The 17,829-nt window shown below is 49.6% G+C and carries 16 protein-coding genes; 7 read left to right on the plus strand and 9 right to left on the minus strand.

What is annotated here, in order from left to right; translation table 11 throughout:
* Window positions 1-12 precede the first annotated feature (12 nt).
* The gene (locus AAHB90_RS19205; RefSeq protein ID WP_342086817.1) at window positions 13-1,011 is read right to left on the minus strand and encodes an N-acetylmuramoyl-L-alanine amidase family protein; all 999 of its coding nucleotides are present in this window, start codon (window positions 1,009-1,011) and stop codon (window positions 13-15) included.
* 133 nt (window positions 1,012-1,144) lie between these two features.
* Between AAHB90_RS19205 and AAHB90_RS19210 the strand changes: the two genes are divergently transcribed.
* Window positions 1,145-2,686 (plus strand): YifB family Mg chelatase-like AAA ATPase, encoded by a 1,542-nt coding sequence (locus tag AAHB90_RS19210; protein WP_342086818.1) that lies wholly within the window; start codon window positions 1,145-1,147, stop codon window positions 2,684-2,686.
* Between the two features lie 41 nt (window positions 2,687-2,727).
* The gene (locus tag AAHB90_RS19215) at window positions 2,728-3,402 is read left to right on the plus strand and encodes a Uma2 family endonuclease (protein ID WP_342086819.1); all 675 of its coding nucleotides are present in this window, start codon (window positions 2,728-2,730) and stop codon (window positions 3,400-3,402) included.
* A gap of 8 nt (window positions 3,403-3,410) precedes the next feature.
* On the opposite strand, the gene AAHB90_RS19220 is transcribed toward AAHB90_RS19215, so the two are convergent.
* The 3 genes from AAHB90_RS19220 to AAHB90_RS19230 all read right to left on the minus strand — a co-directional run bounded on the left by AAHB90_RS19220 (window position 3,411) and on the right by AAHB90_RS19230 (window position 6,328).
* Entirely contained in the window at window positions 3,411-4,226 is an 816-nt protein-coding gene (locus tag AAHB90_RS19220; protein WP_342086820.1) for a hypothetical protein, read from the minus strand.
* A gap of 143 nt (window positions 4,227-4,369) precedes the next feature.
* Window positions 4,370-5,197, minus strand: a complete 828-nt coding sequence (locus tag AAHB90_RS19225; RefSeq protein WP_342086821.1) for an enoyl-ACP reductase FabI — start codon at window positions 5,195-5,197, stop codon at window positions 4,370-4,372.
* Between the two features lie 111 nt (window positions 5,198-5,308).
* The gene (locus AAHB90_RS19230) at window positions 5,309-6,328 is read right to left on the minus strand and encodes an alpha/beta hydrolase (protein ID WP_342086822.1); all 1,020 of its coding nucleotides are present in this window, start codon (window positions 6,326-6,328) and stop codon (window positions 5,309-5,311) included.
* Window positions 6,329-6,501: 173 nt separating this feature from the next.
* On the opposite strand from AAHB90_RS19230, the gene AAHB90_RS19235 reads away from it, so the two are divergent.
* The 3 genes from AAHB90_RS19235 to AAHB90_RS19245 all read left to right on the plus strand — a co-directional run bounded on the left by AAHB90_RS19235 (window position 6,502) and on the right by AAHB90_RS19245 (window position 9,963).
* Window positions 6,502-7,188 carry a response regulator transcription factor gene (locus tag AAHB90_RS19235; RefSeq protein WP_342086823.1) on the plus strand — a complete coding sequence of 229 codons (687 nt, stop codon included), beginning with the start codon at window positions 6,502-6,504 and terminating at the stop codon, window positions 7,186-7,188.
* A 181-nt stretch (window positions 7,189-7,369) separates the two neighbouring features.
* On the plus strand, window positions 7,370-8,353 hold the full coding sequence (hemB, locus tag AAHB90_RS19240) for a porphobilinogen synthase (protein ID WP_342086824.1): 984 nt from the start codon (window positions 7,370-7,372) through the stop codon (window positions 8,351-8,353).
* Window positions 8,354-8,442: 89 nt separating this feature from the next.
* A complete protein-coding gene (locus tag AAHB90_RS19245) occupies window positions 8,443-9,963 on the plus strand; it encodes a M28 family peptidase (RefSeq protein ID WP_342086825.1) in 1,521 nt (506 codons plus the stop codon).
* Window positions 9,964-10,015: 52 nt separating this feature from the next.
* On the opposite strand, the gene AAHB90_RS19250 is transcribed toward AAHB90_RS19245, so the two are convergent.
* The 5 genes from AAHB90_RS19250 to AAHB90_RS19270 form a co-directional block, all read right to left on the minus strand.
* Window positions 10,016-10,762 (minus strand): hypothetical protein, encoded by a 747-nt coding sequence (locus tag AAHB90_RS19250; protein ID WP_342086826.1) that lies wholly within the window; start codon window positions 10,760-10,762, stop codon window positions 10,016-10,018.
* Window positions 10,762-12,942 (minus strand): S9 family peptidase, encoded by a 2,181-nt coding sequence (locus tag AAHB90_RS19255; RefSeq protein WP_342086827.1) that lies wholly within the window; start codon window positions 12,940-12,942, stop codon window positions 10,762-10,764. Before AAHB90_RS19255 ends, AAHB90_RS19250 begins: the two co-directional genes overlap by 1 nt.
* 57 nt (window positions 12,943-12,999) lie before the next feature.
* Window positions 13,000-13,182 (minus strand): Arc family DNA-binding protein, encoded by a 183-nt coding sequence (locus AAHB90_RS19260; protein ID WP_342086828.1) that lies wholly within the window; start codon window positions 13,180-13,182, stop codon window positions 13,000-13,002.
* A 1-nt stretch (window position 13,183) separates the two neighbouring features.
* Window positions 13,184-14,047, minus strand: coding sequence for an SPFH domain-containing protein (locus AAHB90_RS19265; protein ID WP_342086829.1), 864 nt, complete (start codon window positions 14,045-14,047; stop codon window positions 13,184-13,186).
* Between the two features lie 132 nt (window positions 14,048-14,179).
* Complete coding sequence (locus tag AAHB90_RS19270; protein WP_342086830.1) at window positions 14,180-15,655, minus strand: energy transducer TonB; 1,476 nt, start codon at window positions 15,653-15,655, stop codon at window positions 14,180-14,182.
* 173 nt (window positions 15,656-15,828) lie between these two features.
* Here AAHB90_RS19270 and AAHB90_RS19275 point away from each other — a divergent pair, with 173 nt between their 5' ends.
* Complete coding sequence (locus AAHB90_RS19275; RefSeq protein ID WP_342086831.1) at window positions 15,829-16,695, plus strand: UDP-2,3-diacylglucosamine diphosphatase; 867 nt, start codon at window positions 15,829-15,831, stop codon at window positions 16,693-16,695.
* Between the two features lie 2 nt (window positions 16,696-16,697).
* On the plus strand, window positions 16,698-17,819 hold the full coding sequence (locus tag AAHB90_RS19280) for a glycosyltransferase family protein (protein ID WP_342086832.1): 1,122 nt from the start codon (window positions 16,698-16,700) through the stop codon (window positions 17,817-17,819).
* The last annotated feature ends 10 nt before the right edge of the window (window positions 17,820-17,829 follow it).

Below are 17,829 nucleotides of genomic sequence, written 5' to 3' on the forward strand. Positions count from 1 at the left end.
AGAACCGGACAACTATTTAGGTGGGACGGGCACATAATATTCCCTGAAACGCTGGTCTTCCTGGCCCGCCTCGACGGCCTTGCCGAGTTTTCGGAGCAAGACGGCACGGTTCTGATGGCATTGCCCAGCCACTGGAGAGTCGGGAAAAGAGCGGGCCGAACGTGTGAAAAGCTCGTAGGATTCCCTCAGTAATGCAGTATCCTTTTTAGTCATGAACACTTTTCCCTCTTCAAAATCCTGCCGCCAGCGTCTGGCGATCGGCGTCATACGCTCAGCTTCCTGAAAAACTTTGAATGCCGGGATAACGGGGACCTTGGAGTTTTTAGCGGCAATCGGGGCAACAGGTTTGGCAAAAAACGCAATAATGGCTTCGGTGTAAGCAGTTGCCTCTTTCTGGTTATGCTCAGGCCGTTTCAACCGCTGCTCTTCGGAAGGATTTGTGAAAAACGATGCTTCTGCCAGAAGCGCCGGTATGCCGTAAGTGTTCCTGAGCACTGATGCCCCGGCATCCGCAAAAATTGTAAAATCCGAAACCAGCGAAACAGGCGTAGCGGGTTTATGTAAATGCGTAAGTAATCTGGCGGCGAGCTCTTTGCCGAAATCCACACTGGCCACATTCTCCGACATATTTCCATGGAAATAGATGATCGGAAAGTTAACCGACGAATCGGCAGTTGCATTGTGATGGATCGACACAAAAAGATCAGCCTTACGGTCATTGGCAAGCTTCGCCCTATCGGGCAAAGGCACCTGAACATCCTCGATCCTCGTCATTACCACCTTTGCTCCTTTCTTTTCAAGCATTTTTTGTAGTAAAAGCCCAACGCGCAGGTTGATCCATTCCTCCCGTTCACCCCCTGGGCCCACTCGGTAACTGTCCGTGGCAGCGGTACCACCGTGGCCGGGATCAATGCAAATGATCTTTCCTTTCAGAGGTTTTCGTTTGGTTTGCGAAAAGGCCAACGTAGCAATGCCAGTAAGCAGTAAAAAGGTCAGGAGAATACGGTTCATGCGGATCAATAAATTGGATTCATAAATTAGGAATGATCAGGCGGTTGCGCAAGCCTTCCCGACGGTTTCCCTGCTTTATCCTTTTTCCTGCTATTTTTGCCTAAAATATTTCTACTACTCAAAGCACACACTTATGCTTGCTAAAACCTACGGAAGCGCCGTTTTCGGTGTCGACGCAACCATCATTACCATCGAAGTCAATGTAGGCCAGGGATTGGGATTCTACATGGTCGGTCTTGCCGATAGCGCCGTCAAGGAAAGTCAGCAGCGGGTGGAAGCCTCCCTGAAGCATTTCGGCTACAAAATGCCCCGCCAGAAACTGGTCGTCAATCTTGCGCCTGCCGACATTCGAAAGGAAGGTTCAGCCTACGACCTGCCCATTGCCATTTGTACCTTGCAATGCTCCGATCAGCTGGTTTGCATCCGCAATACCGAAGACTACATCATCCTCGGCGAGCTCTCGCTCGACGGCATTCTCCGGCCCATTAAGGGCGTGCTTCCTATTGCCATCGAAGCCCGTAAACAGGGATTTAAAGGAATCGTACTACCCGCCGAAAATGCATCCGAAGCCGCCATTGTCAACAACCTCGACGTGATCGCCGTCGGAACACTGGCGGATGCCATCGGCTTTTTCAAGGGAACCGTGGATATCGAGCCGCTTGTCATAGATACCCGCGACCTCTTTTTCTCTTCTCAAAACGACTATGAAGCCGATTTTGAGCATGTGCAGGGGCAGGAGAATATCAAGCGCGCACTGGAAATCAGTGCGGCAGGCGGACATAACGCCATTATGATCGGCCCGCCGGGAGCCGGCAAGACCATGCTGGCGAAGCGCATTCCGGGCATATTGCCCCCTCTCAGCCTGCCGGAAGCATTGGAAACGACTAAAATCCATTCAGTAGCAGGTAAATTGGGCAAAGAAGCCACGTTAGTTTCCCGCCGACCGTTCCGTTCGCCCCACCATTCCATCAGCGACGTTGCGCTGGTAGGTGGCGGAAGTTATCCGCAACCTGGCGAAATATCTCTGGCGCATAATGGCGTACTCTTTCTGGATGAGCTGCCGGAGTTCAAAAGATCGGTACTGGAGGTAATGCGGCAACCATTAGAAGAACGGAAAGTGGGTATTTCACGGGCAAAAATGGCCGTTGAGTACCCTGCCAACTTTATGCTCATCGCCAGCATGAACCCTTGCCCATGCGGCTATTATAACCATCCTGAAAAAGAATGCGTATGCGGCCCCGGTGTCGTTCAGAAGTACCTCAACAAAATCAGCGGTCCGCTTCTCGACCGCATCGACCTGCACGTCGAAGTAACGCCCGTATCCTTCGATCAAATCTCTTCAACCCGGAAGTCCGAAAGCAGCAAGGACATTCGTGAGCGGGTCATCCACGCGCGCCAGCGCCAGACCGAGCGTTTCAAAAATCATAAGGAAATCTACTCCAATGCGATGATGACGCCTGAAATGGTCAAACAGATCTGTGTTATCAACGAAGCCGGCAAAATGCTCCTCCGTACAGCCATGGAGCGCCTCGGCCTCTCCGCGCGTGCCTACGACCGCATCCTCAAAGTCTCCCGCACCATCGCCGACCTGGCCGATAGCGACGATATTAAGATCGAACATTTAGCCGAGGCGATTCAGTACCGGAGCCTGGATCGGGAGAATTGGGCCGGATGACCATGCACTAGTCTATCTTTTCACCTTAAACTTTATTAAATTTGGAAACACAACTTTTGACAAAAGAGATGAGTAACCGTATTGTCTCGGAAATCATGAATGTGCCAGATGCATATCTGGTGCTGGACGCCGTGCAGAAAGCGCTCGATGAAGAGCGGAAGCGTCGGTTGAAATTTTATAATGACATTACGGAGCAGGAGAAAGTAGAATTTATTAATGGTAAAATTGTGGTCCACTCTCCGGTCAAGATGAAGCACAATCAAGCTTCGCTTAATCTGGCTCAGCTCATGAACATTTACGTTAGCAAATACGATCTGGGCTTTGTTGGAATAGAAAAGATCATGATAACATTGACCAGAAACGATTACGAACCAGACATTTGCTTTTTTCGTAAAGAGAAGGCCGTGATGCTTTCAGCTGATCAAACTCTTTTCCCGGCGCCTGATCTGGTTGTGGAAATACTGTCAACATCGACAGAAGCCCGCGACCGCGGTGTAAAGTTTGATGATTATCAGGCACACGGAATCGAAGAATACTGGATCATTGATCCGGAGAACGAAACGCTCGAACAGTATCACCTCGTCGGTGAAGAGTATAAGTTGATTCTTAAAGCTCCAAGCATTGACGTAAAAAGCTTTGCAATCGACGGCTTCCAGATTCCCATTCGCGCCATTTTTGACTACGCCGAGAATCTGAAAGCCATTCAAAATCTATAATATCCTACTCAAAGTTCCTCTACACTTACCCCGCCCAGTTCCTGAAACAACGTCTGCCAGTAATGCGTCACGTGCGGGTTATTCTCCTTGCTCGAAGCAGTGGGCTCGAATGGCGACACGATCGTCACCTGCGGTGAGCCAATGGCGTAACGTTGCAGCTTTTTGGTATCTTCTTTGGCATCCGTTTCTGCTTCCGCGTCGCTTTTTGGCGGATTGATATGGAAATCGCGGCGGTCGGCACCTTTTACGCTTTCTACCATATCGCTGAAATAGTACACTTTTACCTCGGAACCACTTTCGCCCGCCTTAGCGATCACAGGCAAGCTCGCCCAAATATCGGTTGAGAGGTTGGATGCGCCGGTATTCTGCTGGTTAAGCTTCGCAAGCAATTGACGTAGATATATGCTTTTCTCCTTCTGCAATGCGAGTTGAAAGGCTGTTTCAATGCCTTCACGGTCCGTAGCATTCGCTCCTTCCAGATTATCCTTTTCACTCCGAACGGTTAATGACAAAGCGCGGGCTTTGGAGGTGTTTTCGTGAATGAAATAGACTTCCAGCTTATCGCCCTTGTTCTTCATGTTCTGCTCTATAATGTCCGTCAGCGCCTGGCGGTATTTGTCATTGACATAACGCTTGTCGACATGCACGCTTTGGGTTTTATCCAGGAACACGAGCGTATAAACAGGTGCGTCGGGTGCCGCTTCCTTCGTGGCTTCTTTTTCGCCTCCGCATGAGAATAATGTAAGGAACATGGCTGCGAGCAACAGGCTGCTTACCTGCGCCCCGAGTTTGCTGAAAAAGGGGTGATGGGTCTGATGATTCATAAATGGAAATTATTTGGCTAAACTAATTGGTTCACAAATATTACACAACGCGAAACGGTGTGTATACGCATTTATTTTAATACAAAAAGAAAACCCTTCAAAACGCGTGCCTTGAAGGGTTTTCTTAAATGCTTAACCAACTGTTATTGCTGCTGCGCTTGCTGCTGGATCATCGTTACCAGTTCTTCGGAAATACCGGTTGATGAATAGCCGCCGTCGTGATACAGGTTCTGCATAGTCACAAAGCGGGTGAGGTCGGAGAACAATGTAATAGCGTAGTTTGCGCAATCGTCTGCCGAAGCATTGCCCAGCGGGCTCATTTTTTCAGCAAAATCATAGAATGCGTCGAAACCTTCGATACCCGAGCCTGCCTTCGTTTTGGTAGGCGATTGCGAAATCGTGTTTACACGCACATTTTTGGCTTTTCCGTAGCGGTAGCCGTAGCTCCGCGCAATGCTTTCGAGCATGGCTTTGGCCTCGGCCATATCGTTGTAAAAAGAGTACGTTCTCTGGGCTGCAATGTAGGATAATGCCACAACCGATCCCCAATCGTTGATCGCGTCAAGCTTTTCAGCTACTTGCAGAAACTTGTGCAACGACAGCGCCGAAATATCCACGCCTTTCTGGAACCACTCGTAGTTCAGGTCGCCATAGGATCTGCCCTTGCGCACGTTCAGCGACATACCGATCGAGTGCAATACGAAGTCGATTTTGCCGCCCAGGATCTCGGTCGATTTGGTAAAAAGGTTCTCGATATCTTCCAGGGAGGTAGCATCGGCAGGGATGATCTCGGCATCGCATTGCTTTGCAAGATCGTTGATAGCACCCATGCGCATCGCGATAGGCGCGTTGGTCAGTACAAATGTCGCACCTTCTTCCTTTGCTTTCAGCGCTACTTTCCAGGCAATGGAGTTCTCGTCCAATGCACCTGATATGATTCCTCTCTTTCCTTTTAATAAACCGTAAGCCATGTTTCCTTTTATTGTTAATTAATTCGGATGTCCGTTCAAGGCGGCAAAGTAAAGCATTTTTAACGGCTTAAACCACAATATGCCACTCTGCGACGCCTTTTGGATACTCGTTCAAGGCTGAGCAACAGGCATTTCTACTGGTTTCAGATGCAGCTTTTCCTGAAAAAACCGATCTGTGGCCTCGTACACGCTCTTTACGTCTTTCGATCGCAACCGGGAAGCGATCACGTGGTCGCCAGTCTCCGGAAATGCCTTTTCCTCTTTCAGGCCCGCAGGCGTTCCCAGCCCTTCGAACATTTTGCGGATAGCCTTCACCGACACCACCTTATCCTGCTCCTCTTCATTTTTATAATAATACCCCACAAAAACGGGCATTTTCACCTCTGCAAAAACCTCCGGCCGGGCAATAGCGTCAATCATCTGCTGCAAAGTCATCAACCCATTGGTATGATATCCCTGTAACCAGAACTGCGCCTGCGCCGGAATGGAATCTTTGCCCATATTGTGGGTACCCATCGCTTTATGTAAAATCTGCTGACCCCACGGGCCCGTCACAAGCTTCATTGCAGGATTTGCAATAGCTATACAAGGTGAATAGAGCACCAATCCTTTAATTTCCGGATGAGTCGCGGCCAGGTAAACAGAAAGCAAGCCCCCCGCGGAAGTCCCGATCACAATGACGCTATCCCCCAAAACCTTCCCGATCGCCAGTGCCCTTTTTGCTCCGGCCAGGAAATTCGCGGGTGTGAGGTCGTCGAACGCATTGGTATCGGCGATACCGGCATCGTACATACGTGCGAGGTAAAGGTTGGCTCCGTACCTTTTCGCAAGGTCTTTGTGGACCGGATCACCCTCCGCCCAGCTCGCACCGAAACCATGGATGTACACGATGCTGTAAGTTGTTTTTTGCTTCAAACTGTCGTTAGCCCACACAATGCGTGCTTCATTGTCCGGTTTCAGGAGAGGCGTAGCTTTTTCCGAACGGTTTATCTCTTCTTCCAGCTTCACAAGGTCACTGGTAACAGTAGGCAAAACCGGTGTGAGGCGTGCTCCCGGCACTTTCGGGCCGGCAATGTAAACCACACCGAGGATCACGAGGATCGCAGCGACCCATAGGATGAATTTTAACATTTTTTATGAATTAAGAAGGTTTCATAGATACGAAAGATCGCTAGTTTTATCGGGTTAATTTACACAGGATGTAACCATTCAGCAATTTTTCCTGAATTCTGTTATTCATAGGCCTACTCACCCCTTGGTCAGATATTGTATCTTGCACACCTAACCGATTTACCTGTTACCAAATGCCCAATCTCTTACTCGTTGAAGATGACGCCAACCTCGGAATGCTTCTTCAGGAATATCTGACCGATAAAGGCTTCCCTACCGACCTTGCTACTGATGGACAAAAGGGATGGCAGCATTTTGTGGATAAAGAATATGACTTGTGCATTTTCGATGTGATGATGCCCAAAAAGGACGGCTTTTCGCTGGCAAAAGAGGTACGGATGAGTGGGCGTGATGTGCCTATTATTTTTCTAACGGCGAAGTCGATGAAGGAAGATACGATGCAGGGCTTCCGGGTCGGGGCGGACGATTATGTCACCAAGCCGTTCGACCGGGAAGAATTGCTTATGCGCATTCAGGCAATTTTGAGGCGCTATACCCGGCAATCCGACCAGCAAGAGGGCCCCAAAGTATTTCGGATTGGCCAATATACCTTCGATTACAATCACCAGCAATTATCCATCGGCGAGCATTCCGCACGCCTTACGAGCAAAGAATCGGAGCTGCTCCGCCTTTTTTGCCAAAACCTCAACCAACCCATCAGTCGTAGTTTTGCATTGAAAACCATCTGGGGCGACGATTCCTATTTCAATGCACGCAGCATGGACGTTTACATTACCAAGCTCCGCAAATACCTCCGCGAAGACCCGTCGATCCAGATCATGAATTTGCATGGGGAGGGTTTTAAGTTGATGGTGGGGTAAAGAAGGAAGAGAGAGGAATGGGAGGAGGGAGAAAAGGGAGGATGGAATTTGGGTTTAAGGTCTTCGAAAAAGGCGCTGTCCGGGAAACTCTGCGTTTCTTTGCGTGGTTTTCCTCTAAGTATCTCAATAAACTTCTATAAAAAGCCGACGGCCGAAAGCCGATCGCCGACTGCCCAATATCATGACCGAATTATCCCGTCGTCCCCGACGCAATAGAAAATCCGCAGGAGTGCGTGACCTGGTTCAGGAAACCAATTTGCAGGTATCCGATTTCATTTTTCCCATGTTTGTCGTGGATGGAACGCGGCAGAAATCCGAGGTAAAATCGATGCCCGGCATTTACCGGTATTCGCTGGATAACCTGCTGGAAGAGCTCAAAGAAGTGACCGACCTCGGGATCAGGGCCATCGACCTTTTTCCCAATTATCCTGAAAGTAAAAAAGACCGCTTCGCGTCGGAAAGCTATCACGAAGAAACCTTTTACCTGAAAGCCATCACGGCCATTAAGGAACAATTTCCGGAACTCGTGATCATGACCGACGTGGCGATGGACCCATACAGCTCCGACGGCCACGACGGGCTTGTTGAAAATGGCAGGATATTGAATGATGCCACCCTCGAAATCCTCGCTAATATGTCGCTGGCGCAGGCCAAGGCCGGAGCCGACATTCTCGGGCCAAGCGATATGATGGACGGCCGAGTAGGTCACATCCGACGACATCTCGACTCCCACGGCTTCACCGACGTGAGCATTATGTCCTACTCCGCCAAATATGCCAGCGCATTCTATGGGCCGTTCCGCGATGCGCTGGAATCTGCACCGAAATTCGGAGATAAAAAGACTTATCAGATGAACCCCGCCAACAAGCGTGAGGCATTGCTCGAAGCGCAACTGGATTTTGAAGAAGGTGCCGACATGCTGATGGTGAAGCCGGCATTAGCCTACCTCGATATTATCCGCCTGCTGGACGAGAACTTTGACATTCCGATCGCGGCCTATAACGTTTCCGGCGAATATGCCATGGTGAAAGCCGCGGCACAGAACGGCTGGCTCGATGGCGAGCGTGCGATGATGGAGGTACTTACGAGCATCCGTCGTGCGGGCGCCAAGTGCATCCTTACCTACTTCGCGAAGGAAGCAGCTGTGATACTTAATAAACGGTAGCGAATTCCGGTTACTCCAACACACAATGTGAAGATGTCTGATTAACTTACGTCTTCACATTTTCTGTTTAAAATCTTCACAAAACAGTCATGAAACTATCATTACTACTCATACCGCTCGGTCTGTCCTTTACCCTTCCCGCCGATGCGCAGAAAAAGACTTCTTCACTACCTGAATTTCAAATCAAAAAATCCGAAACCGAGGCACATATCCGCTTCCTCGCAGGTGACGAGCTTATGGGCAGGCGCACCGGCGAGCAGGGCAATTTCGTAGCCGCCCGCTACATTGCCGAGCAGTTCCGCAAAATGGGAGTCGTGCCTGTTCCGGGTAACACCGAAAGCGGTACATCCAGCTATTTCCAGCGCGTACCCTTCGAAAAAATGGGGGCTAATGGCGCTGGCGAGATCGCCGCGGATGCCGAAATCATGAAAAGCGGTACCGACTGGATATTGATGGCCGGCGACGCGGTGGATTTGAAAGCGCCAATCGTATATGCAAGTTTCGGCCTGGAAAATGCAGCCAAAAGCTGGGACGATTATAAAGGGCTGGACGTAAAAGGGAAAATTGTATTGGTAGAAAGTGGAACGCCGGAGACGCAGACGCCTTCCGAAATCTTTGCTACTTCTGCCGAAAAACGGAAAATCGCTGCCGATAAGGGTGCGATCGCGGTGATCGAGCTTTTCAACGCGCCAATCCCCTGGAATGTGGCAAGCAAGTTTTTTGCAGGTGAGAAAATATCATTAGCCGAGGGTTCTGCCACCAAATCGATCCCGCATGCCTGGGTGAACGGCAAGGAAGCCAGGTTCGCGCGTGCATTGCGCGCCGTGAAAGAAGTTACTTTCAAAACCTCGGGAAGAGTTGCCAAGCCTATTGTCAGCTATAATGTCGCCGGCTATATTCCGGGTACCGATCCTAAACTGAAAGAAGAGTATGTTCTCCTTTCCGCGCATTACGATCACGTAGGGGTAGGCAAGCAAGGCGGGCAGGCCTACACGCCTGAAGACAGCATCTTCAACGGTGCGCGAGACAATGCATTTGGTGCAACAGCATTGCTTACAGCGGCGGAAGCATTGGCCAAGAACCCACCGAAACGTTCGATCGTTCTCGTAGCGCTGACCGGCGAGGAAGTAGGCTTGCTAGGCAGTAAATACTATGCTTCACACCCGATTATGCCTTTAAACAAATGCATTTTCAACATGAATTCCGATGGCGCAGGGTATAATGACACTACCATCGTTTCGGTAATGGGCCTCGATCGCACCGGTGCACGCGCGGAAATCGAAATGGCGTGCAAGGCATTCGGCCTGGGTGTCTTCGCTGATCCTTCACCGGAGCAAGGCCTTTTTGACCGGTCGGATAACGTGAGTTTTGCCAAGGAAGGCATTCCTGCACCTACCTTCACACCAGGTTTCAAAGAGTTCAACGGGGATATTATGAAAAACTATCACCAGGTAACCGACCACCCTGAAACCGTCGATTTCAACTACCTGCTCAAATTCAGCCAGGCATACACCTACGCGACACGGTTGATCGCCGACCGCAAAACGGCCCCACAATGGAGCGCAGGCGACAAATATGAGCCGGCCGCTAAAAAGCTGTATGGGAAGTAAATGAGTTTAATAAAAGAAAAAAGCCTTCCGGAGCAGTTTCGGAAGGCTTTTTCTATTTGGAATTGTAATATTGGATAAGGCTTGCGACCTGTGTTTCGTCTTTAAGGTCCGGGTCGTGTTCCTTTAAATAGTGGTCCACTTCCTGCTTCCTATCTGCCATCAGGGGCAGAATGCTCTTCTTGCTCAGATTAACCTTTTGCACTGCGGCATCTGAAATCAGGTAATAAGCTGCCGAAAGCCGAATAATCGTGTTCTTTTCGCCCGTACCAAAGCTGGGATTATAGCTCGGTTTGATGATCCTCGGCTTATACACTTTCACGAACATAACCCTGCCCGCAGCAAGTACAGCCCCTAAACCCTTTGACTCACCTTTCGGATCATAAGCCGCCAGGTTTATATATTCGATATCCCCGGGGCCATTATTGGTTTTAAAACTTTTGATCTGACTCCCCCGGATCACACGAATGTCTTTCTTCGCTTTGTCGGCCAGTACTTCCAGCTCATCCCGAAGCACATTGTAGCGAATGCTGATACCCGCGATCGTGTCTGATTCGTGCCCGCCAATTTGCGCGATCGGCTTCATCAGTTTCACATCGCCATCACGCCACAGTGAATCGATATAAAAATCACCGATCACGCCCGGTTGTTCGGTTGGCGAGGTCCAGAAAACGCCGGATCTCGGCGCATTAAGGCCCGTACCTGTGTTAATTCCCACCTTCGTGCCCTCACTCACCTGCGCGAGACAACCGAGCGGGATCAATCCCGCCAGGCCGATTGCACATAATATTTTCCCCAGCATTACTTCGCTCCCGGAGGGCAATTTTTCTTTAAATAGTCGGTAAACAGCGACTGCAAATGCCGCGAAGTACCTTCTCTCTCTGAAATACTGTGCGAGCGGTTCGGGTAAGGCATAAACTGGAACACCTTATTGGCCCTGATCAGCTCATTGACGAGCATTTCAGCATTCTGGTAATGCACATTGTCATCGCCGGTCCCGTGAATATACAGCAGGTTTCCACGCAGATTTTTAGCGTAAGTGATCGGCGATCCTTTCACAAAATCCTCACGGTTCTCCTGCGGAATGCCCATGTAGCGTTCCTGGTAAATATTGTCGTAAGTAAGCTGGTTGGCCACGGCAGCTACGGCAATACCGGTTTTAAAATGCTGTGGATATTGAAATAACAAATTCAAAGTCGACGAACCACCACCGCTCCATCCGTGAACGGCCACGCGGCTTGTGTCGATGAATGCAAATTGCTTGAACATGGCCATAGCAGCACCATCCATATCTTTGATATTAATGCGGCCTATATTACGGTAAATCGCCTTGCGCCATTTAGCTCCTTTGGGAGAAGGTGTTCCGCGGTTGTCGATGGAAGCATAGATGTACCCGTCATCAGCCATGCTGCCTGCATACAAACGGTTTCTGCCGGTTCCCCAAACGTCCCTTACAGTACTTCCAGCAGCTTCGCCATACACCATGAAGACGATCGGATATTTCTTGCTTGCATCGAAATTGGTAGGTTTCACCATCCACGCGTCGATTTCGACACCTTCGTCAGTCTTAACCTTGAAAAACTCGATATTTGCTTTTGACGAATTGATCTTGTCTTTTGACTGTGCGATCGAGTTGTTTGGATCAATGGAGGCGTGTTTCGGAAACGAAATCCATTCTACCAGCGGCGATGTTTTGGCGTTCGAGAACTGGTGGCGGCCGAATTTCCCGAGCGGGGAAATGTCGTAGGCATGCGTTCCCGCCTGATCGGCCGGGGTAATGCGGACCGGCGTTCCTTTGCCGTCCAGCGACGTTTTATACAAATAGCTCTGCGTCGCATTGTCGGGCGAAGCCATAAAATAATATGTGTTGTTCTTTTCGTCGATGCGGACGGGGTTGATCATGTCAAAATTTCCCGCAGTAATGAGGGTTTCCTTTTTACCGTCGCGGCTCACGCGGTAAGTATGGCGCCAGCCGTCCTTTTCGCTTACCCACAAAAACTCCTTCCCGCCATTGATCCAATCCCAGCCCATCGGATCACTCTCCCAGCGGCTTTTGATATCGATCCATGCTTCGTCTTTTTCAGTATAAAATGGCTTGGCACTGCCATCCGTCGTATTGATGTAGAACAAAGTGCTCTCATTCTGCTTTCGGTTGAGCTGCTGGATTACCAGTTCGTTCGGCATACCCGACCATTCCATACGCGGCACGTAGGTATTCTGCGGATCGCCCGGGATATTCATCCATTTCGTCTGTGCCGAAGCAACGTCCACCACACCGATCTTATAGGGCGAAGGCGTTTCTCCTACTTTCGGATACTCCACCGGTACATTGAATGAGTAGATCGAATCCGTGGTATTGATCATCAAAAAGTTACGGATCTTGCGCGCATCGAGCTGCCAGTAAGCGATCGATTTACTGTCGCCGCTCCAACGGAAACCGTCACGGCAATCGAATTCTTCTTCGTAGGCCCAATCGAAAGTCCCGTTGATCACGCGATCCGTGCCATCGGTAGTCAGCTGCTTCACTGCATTGGTCGCGAGGTCTTCCACATACACGTTATGCTTGCTCACATACGCTACCTTTTTGCCGTCGGGCGAAAATTTTGCAAACATCAGCGAGGCTTCCGGTAATCCCTTTCCAAGTTGCTTTAAGGTTTTGCCCGTAAGGTCGGCTACCCAGTATTCTCCACGGGTATCATACCGCCAAACGCGTTTGGTGTTGGTATAAATCAGGACCTTGTCACCCGCACTGCTGATCGAATAGCTGCGGATCGGGAGGGCTGCACCGCCCTGGGGCGTAAGTTGTGCGCTTGAAACGATCACTTTTTCCTGGTTGGCAGGCAATGTCACCTCCACGATCTGGCCATCGCTTACATCGCGATAGCCGCTGCCGTCGGGTAGCCACTGAAATGTGTCGGGAATCTGCGCAAAAAGCTGAAAAGAGAGGATTGTTAATGAAAGTGTCCTGAATAATTGCTTCATGTGAGCTTTAAAAATTAGTACGACAACTATATACTCAGTGCAATTTTAACATTTTAATTAGTCTTTTACACCGTCCCCGTCGTTTCCCTTTGATTTTGAGCGCCTTTGTTTTTTCAATGCCTCACTCAGTAAAAACTCGATCTGTCCGTTCAAACTACGGAAATCCTGCTGTGCCCAGGCTTCGAGTTCCCGTAGCATATCAGGATTGATCCGCAAAACAAATGCTTTTTTCTCCGCCATATCATGGATACAAAGTACCGGCGTTCAGAATGGGCGTCGCCGCTTTCTCACCGCACAAAACCACCAGCAAATTACTCACCATTGCGGCCTTGCGCTCCTCGTCAAGATGCACAATGCCCTTCTCGGATAACATCGCCAACGCCATATCCACCATTCCAACGGCCCCGTTCACGATCTGGCGACGGGCCGCCACCACGGCCGACGCCTGCTGGCGTTGCAGCATCGCGCCCGCAATCTCAGGCGCATACGCGAGGTGACTGATCCTGGATTCAAGCACATCGATCCCCGCCCGGCTCAGACGTTCGGTAAGCTCGGCCTCGAGCATTTCATTGATCTTTCCGCTGCCGTCCCGTAAAGTTACCTCCTGGGTACTCGCCTCTTCGTCTTCCATCGAATCGTAAGCGTAGATACCCGCCAAATGCCGTACGGCTGCTTCCGACTGGATTTCGACATATTTCACGTAATCATCCACTTCAAAAGAGGATTTGGCCGTATCGCCCACACGCCACACAACTACGGCTGCGATTTCGATCGGGTTACCAAGCTTGTCGTTCACCTTCAATTTCTGTCCGTTCAGGTTACGGGCGCGGAGACTGATTTTCTTTCTCCGGAACAGCGGGTTTACCCAGCGTAAACCATTTTGCTTCATCGTACCCATGTAATCCCCAAAAAAAGTGGTCACTACGGCTTCGTTCGGGTTGATGACCGTGAGACCGATCAGAATGATAAAACCGACCAGGGCAATGATAATCCCAGTAACCGGGCTGCCGGTTGTGACCACATATAAAAAGCCGCCGAAAAGCAGAAGCAGGCCTATCACAAATAGCAGATAGCCAGACATGGAGCGTAATTCTTTTTCGATCATAATTGGTTTAGTTTGATATTAAATTGATATCATAATATTATCAAACTTCCCGGTACTTTCTAAGGTATTTAGTACAAAAAATTCCCGGAGCTTTTGATCGGCTCCGGGATGTGATAAGCGGTTGAACGTTCGTTAGTATCTGATTATGTTCACCTGTGTGCGGGTTTCCATCTGGAAGTTGACAGGGAGGTTATACTTGACCCTAACCTTCTGGCCGCGCAACACGCCCGGTTGCCATTTCCCGTCCATAAGTTTAACTACCCGTAATGCTTCCTCGTCGATTCCGTAACCCACCCGGTTTTCAACTTTATAATCACACATCGAACCATCTTCACAAACCACGAATGACAGCATTACCCGCCCGGTAACGCCGTTTTTTGCCGCGTTAGGCGGATATCGGATATTGGATGCGAGAAATTTATAAAACTCTTTCATTCCGCCCTTGAATTCGGGCTGAACCTGCGGCTTATCATATTCCCTTTTCGTACCATTTACCCACGATACACCAGTTTTAAATTGACCTAAATCATAAACCTCCTCGTAGAACTGCGTGCTGTCCGCCAGCTTTCCGATCCATTTGCCATCTTTAATTCCATTCACGACTCTGCCTTGCTCGAACAGCCACTTGCCATTGGGCGTCTCGCCCACAGCCTGCCAGTAACCTTCCCCACCTTTCGCATACTGCACACCATCCGGGCCCCAGGCGTTCATCAAAAGGGGTTCTTCTTTCACCCCCATCTTATTTACAGGAAATTCCCTGTGAGCCCTGATTTGCCCGCTCGGATCCCAGTAAACGTCGGTAATGAGGGAGTCGGTGAGTAGCTGCTGGCGCCGGACCATTCCATTCAAGTCATAATCCTTGATCAGCGATGCCTTTGCGTCGACTCCATATTCCACGTAAGACAACATCCGCCCTTCTGCATCGAATATTACTTCGGTAGCATGGCTGGCCTCATTGAAATCGCGCGCTGCAATTCGGTAGGCTATTATTGAATCCGCATCCGGGTTCACGAAACGTGATTTGTACCGAATAGGCGTTTTGGCAAATTTCGCCTCGCCAAGCTTTTTCCATTTCTTTCCTTTTGACTCCTCGTAAGCAACGTTGCCTGCCACAAAGCCGCGTTCATCAACCGGCAACGTCCGCCGGTATTTAGCACGGGCGGAATCGATCGGAACAAATGCCTCATTGAAATAGTCTACGAAAGCATGCCGGGTTTCGTCATATGTAGGTTTAGCCTCCGCCTTGAATGCGACCGGAAAAAACACCGTCTGCCGCACCTTTTGCCCTCCCAGCGTCGCGGGCTTCCATGCGCGATACATCCGGAGCACATTCACAGCCGCCGCATTGCACAAAGTATCGATCCCGCGGGTCACCTCGATGTCGCTTATACTGCCATCGGGCTGCACAATGCCCTTGAGATAAACCCGGCCATTTACACCCTTTACCGATGATGAAAATGGAACCTGAAGGTTGGAACTGATAAATTGGTTGAGTGCAACAAGACCTCCGGCCGGTTCGGCCTTATTCTCTACTTCGTGCGGCAGATAAACCTGCTGCGCCAGCGCAGGCGCACTCAAAAACAACAGAAGCGTAAACAGTTTTTTCATTAGGGTTGATGAGTTATGCTAACAGTAAAAATGACGTTTTTCTTTTAAAGAAACTCATAGTTACTCCGTAATTATTTCAAAATTGACTTGTAGAAGTAGTTTTTAAGATAAACTTAACCTACTGATAACCTGTCAGTAATATCCAGTTAATATAAAATGAGAAAATTTGTATCATGGGAGATACAACTCACTTTCGCACGATCATCATTTCCGACATTCACCTCGGCGCCGGCGGCTCGAAGGCAGAAGAAGTCACCAATTTTCTGAAAAGCTATTCTTGCAAAAAGCTTATCCTGAATGGAGACATTATCGATGCCTGGCAACTGAAAAAGTATGGTGTCTGGAAGCGGAAGCATACGTTGTTTTTCAAGCGTGTCCTGAAAATGATAGAGGACAACAAAACGAAAGTGATTTATATCCGCGGTAACCACGACGATTTCCTTGATCAAATCATTCCGCTGCGGCTCGGTAAGCATTTTCAGATCCGAAAGGACTACATATTGACTTCCGGTACCCAGCGGTTCTACGTAACCCACGGCGATGTTTTCGACTCCATTACCACCCATTTGAAATGGCTGGCTTACCTCGGCGACATCGGTTATACGTTCCTGCTATGGGTCAATAAATTTTACAATAAATATCGCGCATGGCGCGGTCTCTCCTATTACTCTTTATCGCAACGTGTGAAGCAGTCGGTGAAAATGGCTGTCAATTACATGACCGATTTTGAAGAGAAGCTTACCGAACTCGCCCGCTCGCGCAACTGCGACGGGGTGATCTGCGGGCACATTCACCACCCGGCGATCCGCGAGATCGATGGCATCAAATACATGAATTCCGGCGACTGGGTCGAGACCCTGAGTGCGCTGGTAGAGGATTTCGACGGCAACTGGAGCCTGCTCTATTACGACCAGCAGTCTATCGTCGAGAAGCCGGTAAAAAAAACGAGTACTAAAAAAGTCGTTGAAAACTTCCCCGGCATGGAAAAGCAGGTGGCGTTCACCGGTTTTCTGACGGGGCGGAATCAGCGCTATCTATAATCATGAGAATCCTTTTTCTGGTTCAGGGAGAGGGCCGGGGGCATTTGACGCAAGCCATTTCGCTCGGCCAGATCTTGCGTAGTGCGGGACATAAGGTTGTGGGCGCGATGGTGGGAACGTCTCCTGGCCGGAATATCCCTTCATTTTTCCAGGAGCAGATCTTTGCGCCGGTGCATCATTTCGCCGCGCCAAATATCATTTACAAAGCACAAGGCGGCGGCATGAACGTACGCCGCACGATCGCCACACATTTGGCACATTTGCCCAAATACCTCAAAAGCCTACGCCGCATTCACGAAACGGTCCGGCAAATCAACCCCGACCTGATCGTAAGTTTCTACGATACCTATGGCGGGCTCTATAATATGATCTACCGCTCGGGTATCCCGATGGTTTGCATTGCGCATCAATATCTTTTGCTTCACCCGAAATTTATTTTTCCGGAAAAAAGTCGGGTTAGCCAATTCCTGATCAACCTCAACTCGAAATCGACATCGTGGCTTTCAGCCAACCGGCTTGCATTGTCGTTTCGCGAAATGCCTTCCGCTCCCGAATTGAAAATCACGGTGGTGCCGCCATTGCTCCGCAAGGAAGTTACCCGCCTTATCCCGCAGAAGGGCTCGTTCATACTCGTTTACATGACGCATCACAGCCTTAGCACGCAGGTAGTCGAGTGGCACCGGAAACACAAGGATGTGCAGCTACATTGCTTTTGGGACAATCCGGATGCTTTGGAGGAGTTCGTTTTTGACAGTACACTTACTTTTCACCAGATCAACAGCGAAAAATATTTGCGGATGCTCGCTACCTGTCGCGCATTGGTGACAACAGCCGGTTTTGAATCGGTTTGCGAAGCGATGTACCTGGGAAAACCTGTGATGATGGTGCCGGTTCCCAACCATTTCGAGCAGGAATGCAATGCGATCGACGGGGTGATATCCGGAGCAGGAGTAATGTCCAAAACGTTCGATCTTTCGATAATTTTTGATTACTTACCGAAGCATATTGACCAATCGGAGAAATTTCGGGACTGGTACCACCGCGGGCACCAGCTATTTGTGAGGGAAATTGCGGAATTTGAAAAATCAATCGATATCAGGCGGAAAATACAGTCGGAAATTTGAAATTTTCCGC

The organism is Dyadobacter sp. OTU695 (assembly GCF_038440355.1).
GTDB lineage: Bacteria > Bacteroidota > Bacteroidia > Cytophagales > Spirosomataceae > Dyadobacter.